The organism is Aeromicrobium sp. REDSEA-S32_B7 (assembly GCF_001626145.1).
In the GTDB taxonomy this organism is placed as follows: domain Bacteria; phylum Actinomycetota; class Actinomycetes; order Propionibacteriales; family Nocardioidaceae; genus Aeromicrobium; species Aeromicrobium erythreum.
Map to the genome: position 1 here is coordinate 552 of NZ_LUNF01000059.1, position 9,424 is coordinate 9,975.

Here is a 9,424-nt window from a genome sequence, read left to right on the forward strand (position 1 = left end):
CCCGCCACGGCGGTCCCGAGCCGCACGTCGGCACCGAGCCCCTCCAGGTAGCGGCCGAGCGGCGCCCACAGGACGGTGTCGTAGTCGTCGTCGGGGACGTCGAACATCAGCCCCTCGGAGCTGCCCGTGAAGTAGGCGTGGAACATGCCCACCAGCTCGCCGGCGCCGAACTCGCTCGGGTGCGCGAAGAACGACCGCGCGAACACCTCGAGCGCGAGGTGGCGGGCACCCTCGGGGAAGTTCAACCGGTCGAGGAAGGCCTGCGCCGACTCGCCGTCGTAGCGCTCGTGGCTGGCCGGGTAGTCGGTGGCGACGAGCTCGAGCGCGCTCGGCACGTGCACCGACGGCAGCGCCGAGACCGGGAACGTCGGGCTGCGCAGCACGAACGCGAGCAGGTTGAACGGTGGTGTGGTCGGCAGGGCGGCGAAGGAGTCGGTGAGGCCGTCGCCGCGACGCAACGGGTAGTCGGGCACCGGCACGAGGTGCGCGAGCGTCGGGTCGACGCGGCGCAGCAGCGAGCGCAGCGTGTAGTACTGCCGGAAGAACGCGTGGAAGCCGCGGCTCATCGTGCGCCCGGCTCCACCCGCCTCGGCGTCGCCGACGGGCCACGACCGCACGCGCCCGCCGAGCTGCTCGCAGGCCTCCAGCAGCGTCACCCGCACCCCGCGTTCGGCCAGCACGACCGCGGCTCCGAGGCCGGCGATGCCGCCACCGACCACGACGACGTGTCGCGGCTCCTGCAGCTTGGCGGTCCCCGGCGCGGCGGCGTGCAGGACGGCGTGGCGGTCACGCCCCGGCGGGATGCGTCGGACCATGCGTCAGAGGGGCTTGCGCGCGAGGACGGTGTGCAGGATGCCGTGCTGCCACCCGCCGGCGGTCGACCACGTGACGTCGGTCAGCCCGGCCCGCTCGAGCCTGGCCTGCAGCTCGGCGGTGGAGTCGTTCTCGAGCACGCTGCGCCAGAGGTAGCGGTAGATGGAGGGGTTGCCGCGCACCGCGACGGACAGCGGCGTGACCACGCCCCAGCAGACCGCGCTCCACACCGCCTGCGCCGCCGGGGAGCCCTTCACGTGGTAGTCCTGCAGCGCGATCCAGCCGCCCGGACGGACCTGGTCGGCGATCGCCGCGACCGTCGCGTCACGCTGGTCGACCGGCACGTTGCGCAGCAGGTAGGCGCCGAACGCGCCGTCGGCGGGGCCGTCGAGGTGCAGGCGCGCGACGTCGGGCAGGTCCTGCGCGAGGGCCTGGACGAAGCTGACGCCGTCGGGCCAGGTCTTCTCCTGCGCCTCGGCGAGCATGCCGGCGGAGGCGTCGAGCCCGACGATGCGCGCCTCGCGGCCGGCAGCCTCGACGAGGGCCTGCGTGGAGAGCCCGGAGCCGCAGCCCAGGTCCCACAGGGTCGGCCACGTCTCGCGGCGGGGCAGCCGGGCCACGAGCTGGCGCGCCGCGTCCCGCAGGGCGCCGTGGTAGCCCGGGTTCAGGGCGGTGAGCAGGTCGTAGCGTGGGGCTGCGCGGTCGAACTCGTCCGCGAGCCGGGTCCCAGGTGTCGGCACGTCAGCAGCCTACGGGCGAACCAGCCGGGCCGCCGGGCCTGGCAACGGGACGGGGCCCGACTCCCCCGAGGAGAGCCGGGCCCCGTGACCGGAGGGATGCCGTGATCAGCTGGCCGGCGGCATGAGCACCGAGTCGATCAGGTACACCGTGGCGTTGGCGGTCTTGACGCCACCGCAGATGACGGCGGCGTTGCCGTTCACCTTGATGTCGTCGCCGGAGCCGGTGACCTCGAGGTCGGCGCCGTTGACCGTCTTGTGCGTGCCGTCGATCTCGTCGGGCGCGATCTGGCCGGGGATGACGTGGTAGGTCAGGACCGACTCGAGGGTCTTGGCGCCCTCGGGGGTACCGAGCGTCTTCACCGTGTCGGCGGGCAGCTTGGCGAACGCGTCGTCGACCGGCGCGAACACCGTGAACTCGCCACCGTTGAGGGTGTCGACGAGGTTCACGTCGGGGTTGAGCTTGCCCGAGACGGCCTGGACGAGCGTCTTCAGCAGCGGGTTGTTGCTGGCGGCCGTGGCGACCGGGTCCTGGGCCATGCCCTCGACCGAGCCGGCGCCGTCCGGGACGGCCTTGGCGTAGTCGGCGCAGCCCGGGCCGACGAGGTCGGAACCGGCGTCGGACGCGGCCTCCGAGGACGGGGTCGAGGAGGACTCGCTGTCGGACGAGGCGCTGTCGTCGCTGGACGAGCCGCAGGCCGCGGTGAACAGGGACAGCGAGGCCACGGCTGCGATCGCGAGGCTCTTGCTCTTGGTGGTCGTGCGCATGTTTCTTCTCCTTGGTTGGGTGTTTCGTCCTGCTACTCGACACGGAATCTGACGTTGTGCCAGCCGGTCGACCCGTCCGGTGCGATGGGCACACGGTCGGAGGTCTGTGTGGTGCCGTCGGCGTCGGTCGCCCGCACGGTCACCTGGTGGGTGCCCTCGGTGGCGTCCTCCCAGGTCCAGGACCACTGACGCCACGTGTTGACGTTGTCCTGGGCGGCGAGGTCGACGTCCTGCCAGTCACCGTCGTCGATCTTCACCTCGACGCGCTCGATGCCGACGGACTGGGCCCAGGCGACGCCGCCGATGCGGACGTTGTCGCGCGGGAGGGCCTCGAACGCCTTGGGGACGTCGATGCGGGAGGAGAGCTTGATGGGCGCCTCGGCGTCGTAGCCGCGCGTCGTCCAGTAGGCCTTGAAGTCCGAGAACTTCGTGACCTCGATGTCGACCAGCCACTTGGTGGCGGAGACGTAGCCGTAGAGGCCGGGGACGACCATGCGCACCGGGAAGCCGTGCTCCAGCGGGAGCGGCTCACCGTTCATCCCGACGGCGATGAGCGCACCGCGCTCGGTGTCGGTGAGCGCCTCCAGGGGCGTGCCGATGGTCATGTCGTCGGCGCTGGTGGTCTTGACCGCGTCGGCACCGTCCTTCACGCCGGCCCGGGCGAGCAGCTCGGCCACGGGGACGCCGAGCCAGGCGGCGTTGCCGACGTAGGGCCCGCCGACCTCGTTCGAGACGCAGGTCAGGGTGATGCGGCTCTCGACGAGACGCTCCTTGAGCAGGTCCTCGAAGGAGAGGTTGAGCTCCTTCTCGACCATGCCGTGGATGCGAAGGTTGAAGGTGTCCGCCGGGACCTGCGGGACGCGCAGGGCGGTGTCGATGCGGTAGAAATCGCGGTTGGGCGTGATGTAGGGGCTGATGCCCTTCACGTCGGCCTGCGCGCCCGCCGGGACTGCCGGGGCCGGGGTCGCGGGCTGGGGCAGCATCACGTCGGCACGCGAGTCCTTCGCCGCGGACGAGCCGAGGAAGCGGGTGACGCCGCCACCGATGGCCATGGCGGCGCTGGCGATGAGCACGGCCTGCAGGAACGCGCGGCGGTCGAAGCCGGCGGGGGTCTCGTCGCCGACCTTGCGGGACAGCTCGAGGGCCTTGAGCAGACGGACCAGCAGCAGCAGGCTCACGGCCAGCGTGACGAGCGAGGGGATGACGGTGACGACGACGTTCGCGGTCGACGTGCGGTCGAGTGCGGCGGTCACGAGGGCGGCCAGGCCCAGCAGGGCGGTGATGCCGAGGGCGAGCCGCGGCCGTCGCAGGCCCAACCAACCGGCGACGGCCGCGGCGACCAGGAGGGTCGCGGCGACGCTGCCGATGAGCACGGGCTTGTCGTTCGTCCCGAACTGCTCGATGGCGAACTCCTTGAGCGGCCTCGGGACGAGGTCGATCACCCGGTTGCCGACCGACTCGATCGGGGTGGGCACGCCGAGCAGCGTCGCGACACCCGATCCGAGGGCGACGCCCGCGACCGCGGCGAGCAGACCCGACAGCGCGCCGGTCCACCACGGGGCGGTGGCCCGGGTGGCAGGTGCTGCGGTGGTCGTCTCGCTCATGCCCCTGATTCGGGGCCCGTCGCCGTCTGGATGGGTGCTCACGGAAAAAATTGTTCAGGGGGTCCGCGGATGAGCAACCTGGTACGTCACTCCCAGTTACCTTCGATGCCCGTTCTGCCCTGCCCTTGCAGGGTTCCTAGGGTGGTCCCATGAGCACGCACGAGGGAGTCGCGTTCCGTTCCGAGAGCACGTCGGCGACCGCCCGGGAGGTGCTGGCCGACGCCCTGCGGGCGGCCGACCCGGTCGGCTCGCGCGCGGTCGAGCGGGAGACCGCCTGGCGTCGGCAGTACCTCGAGCACTTCCGGCGAGCCGTCGAGGCGGGGATCGGCGACGCGGCGGCCGCGCAGGCCATCGCCTCCGCCGGGCTGCGCAGCGCGCACGCGGCTATGCGGTTCGGCGACGTCGACCTCGACGTCGCCGTCGCGGGCGCTCCGCTCGACCAGGTGCTGCACACGACGACCCTCGAGGGAGGCGCCGAGCCGGAGACGGAGCTGACGCTGCCCTACCGCGGCGAGCGGCTCCGGGGCGACGCCCTGCTGCGCCAGCTCGACGCGTGGGTCGAGCGAGGCGTGGTGACGGCCTCGTGCGCCGAGGCCGTGCGGCGTGTGCACGAGAACCCCGACTGGCTGCGGCTCGAGGGCGACGTCGTGGCGGTGCTCGGCGCGGGGGCGGAGATGGGTCCGTACCGCGCGCTGCAGCGCTGGGGTGCCGAGGTCGTCGCGCTCGACCTGCCCCGCGCCGACGTGCAGGAGCGCATCGCCCGGGTGGCCACCGACGGTGCGGGTCGGGTGCACGTGCCCACGCGGATCGTCACGAGCGGGCGCGGCGACGGCGGCTGCGACGTCGGCGCCGACCTCGTCCGCGAGCTGCCGGCCGTCGCGCACTGGCTGGGGTCGTTCGCCGGGGCGTCGCGACTCGTGCTCGGCAACTACTGCTACGCCGACGGCGCCATGCACGTGCGCGTGTCGATGGCGGCCGACGCGCTGGCCGCGCACCTGGTCGCGGAGCACCCGCGGACGGCGCTGGCGTTCCTCGCCACCCCGACCGACGTGTTCGCCGTGCCCGCCGAGGAGGTGGCCCGGTCGCAGGAGGCGTACCGCAAGGGTCGGGTGGGGCGGGTGGCCCGGCACGCGACGCGGGTGGTGAGCGGCGGCCGGCTGCTGCAGCGCAACTACCCGCCGGGCGCCGACCCGGGCCTCTGCGACGCGCTCGTGCCTCAGCAGGGCCCGAACTACGCCCTGGCCAAGCGCGTCCAGCGGTGGCGCGCCACCGACGCCCGAGCCGCAGGCACCACGGTGTCGCTCAACGTCGCGCCCGCCACCCGCACGCGGTCGGTGGTGAAGAACAAGGCGCTGGCCGCCGCGTACGCGGGCGCGCACCGCTTCGGCGTCGAGATCTTCGACCCGGCGACGTCGAACACGCTCATGGCGGCGCTGCTCGTGCACGACCTGCGGGCCGGCCTGCAGCCGGAGACCGAGCCGTGGAGGGACGAGGCGCGCGGAGCTGCGCACGGCGGGCTCTGGACCGCCGCCTACCACCCCCGGTCAGCCCTCGGCCTCGCCGCCGTGCTCGGCGTCGGCGCCCTCCGCAGCTGAGTCGTCAGAGGCGGAGGTCGGCGGCCTGGTCGAGGGGGGCGCGGGTGGTGCGGTAGGAGGCGGTGGGGTGGTCGGGGTCGGGGTGGCCGAAGGAGATGCCGCAGACCACCTGGCGGTCGTCGTCGAGCTCGAACCACTCCCGCAACAGCTCCGATCGCATGGCGAGCGCCGCCTGCGCGCACGCGCCGAGGCCGAGCGCCTGCGCGGCGAGCAGGAACGACTGCACGTAGAGCCCGCAGTCGACCGCGCCGTACACACCGAGCGACTTCGCGGTCGTCACGATCGCGACGTGCGGTGCGCCGAAGAACTCGAAGTTGCGCATCGTCTGGGCGGCCGAGCCCGCCCGGTCACCCTTCACGACGCCGACCGCCTCGTAGAGCTGCCAGCCCGACTCACGGCGACGCTCCGCGTACACGCCCTCGTAGGAGGGCGGGAACTCCAGGTCGGGACCGAACCGCTCGTCGTCGGCCATCGCCTGCTTGAGCCGCTCGGTCTCGCCGCCGGCCGTGACGACCACGTGCCACGGCTGCGTGTTGCACCACGACGGCGTGCGCTGCGCGGCGGCGAGCAGCCTCTCGATGGTGGCGGTGTCGACCTGCTCGTCGGTGTAGCCGCGACAGCTCCAGCGGTCCGCGAGCAGACCCTCCAGGACGTCGATCGGCGCGCTCATCGGCCCTCGAAGCGGGCGGGCCGCTTGTCGAGGAAGGCCTGGATGCCCTCCTGCGAGTCGGCGGTGTCGGCCAGCTCGCGCTGCAGGCGCAGCTCACGCTCGAGCGTCTCGTCGAGGCTGCGCAGCGTGGTGGCGTTCATGGCCTGCTTGGTGGCGGCGTAGGCACGCGTCGGCCCGCCGGCCAGCTTCGCGACGAGCCCGGCCACCTGGTCGGCGTAGTCGTCGCCGCAGCACCGGTCGATGAGTCCCATCTCCGCCGCCCGCGCCGCGGGGAGACGTTCGCCGAGCAGCGACAGCCGAGCCGCCCGGGCCCGACCCACCGACGCCGCCAGCAGCTCGGTGGCGCCGCCGTCGGGCATCAGGCCGATGTTGACGAACGCCTGGAGGAAGTACGCCGACTCGTGCGCGACGGTGACGTCGGCAGCGAGCGCCACCGACATCGCGATGCCGGCGGCGGGCCCGTTGACGGCCGCGACGACCGGACGCTCGGTGGCCACGATCGCCCGGACGAGCCGGTTGCCGTTCTCGTGCGTGCCGCCGCGCTCGAGGCGACGCAGGTCGGCGCCCGCGCTGAACGCGGCGCCGGCGCCGGTGACCACGACGACGCGGGCGTCGGTGGTCTCCACGGCCTCGGCGGCCCGCGCGAGCATGGCGCCGTCGACGGCGTTCATGACCTGCGGCCGGTTGATGGTGATCGTGAGGACGCCCTCGGCGTCGTGGAGCAGCAGCTCGGACGCGGTGTCGGGGCTCGACTCGGGGTCGGTCACGGTCGTCTCCATTCTCCGATGATCGCCTGCACGACGGCGGCGAGGACGAGGGATCGGTCGGGCATCACGTGGCGCCGTCGACCTCGACGGACGGGGACTCCGGCGCGCAGGCGAGTGCGTCGTCGAACCACGCGGGTCGATCCACGTCGCCTCCAGAGAAACCATCAGCCTTGACTGTTCCTGATCCCGCCAGCAGGCTACCGATGACAGCGGACCACCTCGGAGGCACCCATGACCCTGGCCGGAACCACGATGATCATGTCCGGCGGGAGCCGCGGCATCGGCGAGGCGATCGCCGTCCGCGCGGCTCGCGACGGCGCCAACGTCGTGCTGCTCGCAAAGACCTCCGAGCCGCACCCGCGGCTGCCCGGCACGATCCACACGGCGGCCGCGGCCATCGAGGCGGCGGGCGGTCGCGCCCTGCCGCTCGTCGGCGACGTCCGCGACGACGCGTTCGTGGAGGACGCGGTCGCCCGAGCCGTGGAGACGTTCGGTGGCATCGACGTCGTCGTGAACAACGCCAGCGCGATCGACCTGTCCCGCACCGAGGACATCTCGATGAAGAAGTACGACCTCATGACGCAGATCAACGCCCGTGGGACCTTCCTGCTCTCGAAGCTGTGCATCCCGCACCTGCGCGCGTCGGCCAACCCGCACGTCCTCACCCTCAGCCCGCCCATCAGCACCGACCCCCGCTGGTTCGGCACGTTCACGGCCTACGCGATCGCGAAGTACGCGATGAGCCTCGTGACGCTCGGGCTGGCCGAGGAGCTGCGCGCCGACGGCATCGCCTGCAACTCGCTCTGGCCCCGCACGGCCATCGACACCGCCGCGGTGCGCAACGTCGTCGGCCCGGGGCTGGAGTCGAGCTCGCGGACGCCGGCGATCATGGCCGACGCCGCGTACGCGATCCTCACCCGCCCCAGCCGCGACTGCACGGGCCACTTCTTCATCGACGACGACGTGCTGGAGGCCGAGGGCGTCACCGACTTCTCGGTCTACCTGAACGGAGGCCGCGAGGAGGACCTCGCGCTGGACTTCTGGGTCGACCCGAAGGGTCCGCACGACGCGAGCAAGCGCCTGTAGGAAGTGCCTTGGTGCGCCGGTCGTGCGACGGTCGGCGCATGAGCACTGAGCCCCGCCGCTCCATCGCGCGTGCCGTCGTCGGCGGTGCCGTCCTGCTGGTCGTCGCCCTCGTCGCGGGGGCCGTCGCCATCGCGACGCAGACCTGGCCGGTCCTCTACGGGGCGGGCGTCGTCGCCGTGGCGGGGCTCGTCTGGCTGGGGTTCGGCCTCGTGGCTCGTGCGGTCGAGCTCGGGGTGCTGCGCCCGCGGGTGGACGGGCGAGAGCGCCTCGAGCGTGGGGCGACCGAACCAGTACCCCTGGAAGAGGGGTACGCCGAGGTCCAGGAGGGTCGCGTACTCGGCCTCGGTCTCCACCCCTTCGGCCAGGACGACGACGTCGAGCGTGGATGCCATGACGACGACGGCCTGGACCACGGCCTGGCGGGAAGCGTCGGTGTCGATCCCGCGTACGAGGTGCATGTCGATCTTCACCAGGTCCGGGCGCAGGTCGACGAGGCGGGAGAGCCCGGCGTGACCGGCGCCGAAGTCGTCGACGGCCATCGTGAACCCCTGGCGGCGGTACTCGTCGACGATCGCCACGAGGTGCTCAGGCTCGTCGACCCGCTCGTCCTCGGTGAGCTCGAAGACGAGGGAGGCGAGCGGGAAGCCGACACGAGCGGCCGCGGCCAGGGTCGCGCGCAGGCAGGCCACCGGCTCGTAGACCGCGTTCGGCATGAAGTTGATGGAGAGCCTCAGGTCGTCCTCGGCCGGGAACAGACGTGCGGCCAGCTCGATCGCCCGGACCCGGCAGTCCTGGTCGAACCGGTAGCGGTTGCGGTCGTTGACCTGGCCGAGCACCGACATCGCCGACTCACCGCCGGGGCCGCGGACGAGCGCCTCGTGTCCCCACACGCGCCCGTGCTCGGCGTCGAAGATCGGCTGGAAGGCCATCGTGAAGTCCAGCGACTCGACGTCGTCGCGACATCCTGCACACGGCACGAGCACACTCCCTGGTGTCCCGGTCCGGGCAGGACGCGAGTCTGAGCATTGTCTCAGGTTTTCGGCCGTGCCGCAGACGCCTCACGGCACGACCTTGACGAACTGCGCCCCGCGCAGGGCGGCACAGGCCGGCGGGAGCGTCACCGACTCCTCGGACGCGCCGCTCGCGAGCGACCTGACGACGCCGCCCACCTCGATCTCGTCCCCGAGACGCTCGGCCTCCCGGGTCCCGTCCGCCCGACGCCGGACGAGCGTGGTCCCGTCCCCACGAGACCAGCGTCTGAGCGAAGGCAGGGACCACGACCTCCGTCCCTGTCCCGATCACGACGCACCCGTTCCGTGTAGAGAGAGTGCCGCTCAGCAGGGGCAGCCTGAAGAACTCGTGGGGGTCGTAGGGGAACGTCGCC

General features: G+C 72.6%; 9 protein-coding genes. 2 read left to right on the plus strand and 7 right to left on the minus strand.

Annotated features, from left to right (window positions below):
* The 4 genes from A6Q79_RS04505 to A6Q79_RS04520 form a co-directional block, all read right to left on the minus strand.
* The coding region (locus A6Q79_RS04505; protein ID WP_317696640.1) for an FAD-dependent oxidoreductase at positions 1-815 on the minus strand (815 nt) is incomplete at its 3' end.
* A gap of 3 nt (positions 816-818) precedes the next feature.
* Positions 819-1,553, minus strand: coding sequence for a methyltransferase domain-containing protein (locus tag A6Q79_RS04510; protein WP_286690948.1), 735 nt, complete (start codon positions 1,551-1,553; stop codon positions 819-821).
* Positions 1,554-1,658: 105 nt separating this feature from the next.
* Positions 1,659-2,318 (minus strand): fasciclin domain-containing protein, encoded by a 660-nt coding sequence (locus tag A6Q79_RS04515; RefSeq protein WP_067860897.1) that lies wholly within the window; start codon positions 2,316-2,318, stop codon positions 1,659-1,661.
* A 32-nt stretch (positions 2,319-2,350) separates the two neighbouring features.
* Positions 2,351-3,922: a molybdopterin-dependent oxidoreductase gene (locus tag A6Q79_RS04520; RefSeq protein ID WP_286690947.1), complete on the minus strand. Its 1,572-nt coding sequence runs from the start codon at positions 3,920-3,922 to the stop codon at positions 2,351-2,353.
* Between the two features lie 149 nt (positions 3,923-4,071).
* Here A6Q79_RS04520 and A6Q79_RS04525 point away from each other — a divergent pair, with 149 nt between their 5' ends.
* Positions 4,072-5,517, plus strand: coding sequence for a hypothetical protein (locus A6Q79_RS04525; protein ID WP_286690946.1), 1,446 nt, complete (start codon positions 4,072-4,074; stop codon positions 5,515-5,517).
* Positions 5,518-5,521: 4 nt separating this feature from the next.
* Here A6Q79_RS04525 and A6Q79_RS04530 read toward each other — a convergent pair whose 3' ends face one another.
* Both A6Q79_RS04530 and A6Q79_RS04535 read right to left on the minus strand, forming a co-directional pair.
* Positions 5,522-6,187: a nitroreductase gene (locus A6Q79_RS04530; RefSeq protein ID WP_286690945.1), complete on the minus strand. Its 666-nt coding sequence runs from the start codon at positions 6,185-6,187 to the stop codon at positions 5,522-5,524.
* The gene (locus A6Q79_RS04535; protein ID WP_286690944.1) at positions 6,184-6,966 is read right to left on the minus strand and encodes an enoyl-CoA hydratase-related protein; all 783 of its coding nucleotides are present in this window, start codon (positions 6,964-6,966) and stop codon (positions 6,184-6,186) included. Before A6Q79_RS04535 ends, A6Q79_RS04530 begins: the two co-directional genes overlap by 4 nt.
* Before the next feature lie 219 nt (positions 6,967-7,185).
* Between A6Q79_RS04535 and A6Q79_RS04540 the strand changes: the two genes are divergently transcribed.
* Positions 7,186-8,040 (plus strand): NAD(P)-dependent oxidoreductase, encoded by an 855-nt coding sequence (locus tag A6Q79_RS04540; protein ID WP_286690943.1) that lies wholly within the window; start codon positions 7,186-7,188, stop codon positions 8,038-8,040.
* Here A6Q79_RS04540 and A6Q79_RS04545 read toward each other — a convergent pair.
* On the minus strand, positions 7,953-9,017 hold the full coding sequence (locus A6Q79_RS04545; RefSeq protein ID WP_317696652.1) for an EAL domain-containing protein: 1,065 nt from the start codon (positions 9,015-9,017) through the stop codon (positions 7,953-7,955). The two genes, A6Q79_RS04540 and A6Q79_RS04545, sit on opposite strands and share 88 nt — an antisense overlap.
* Between the last annotated feature and the right edge of the window lie 407 nt (positions 9,018-9,424).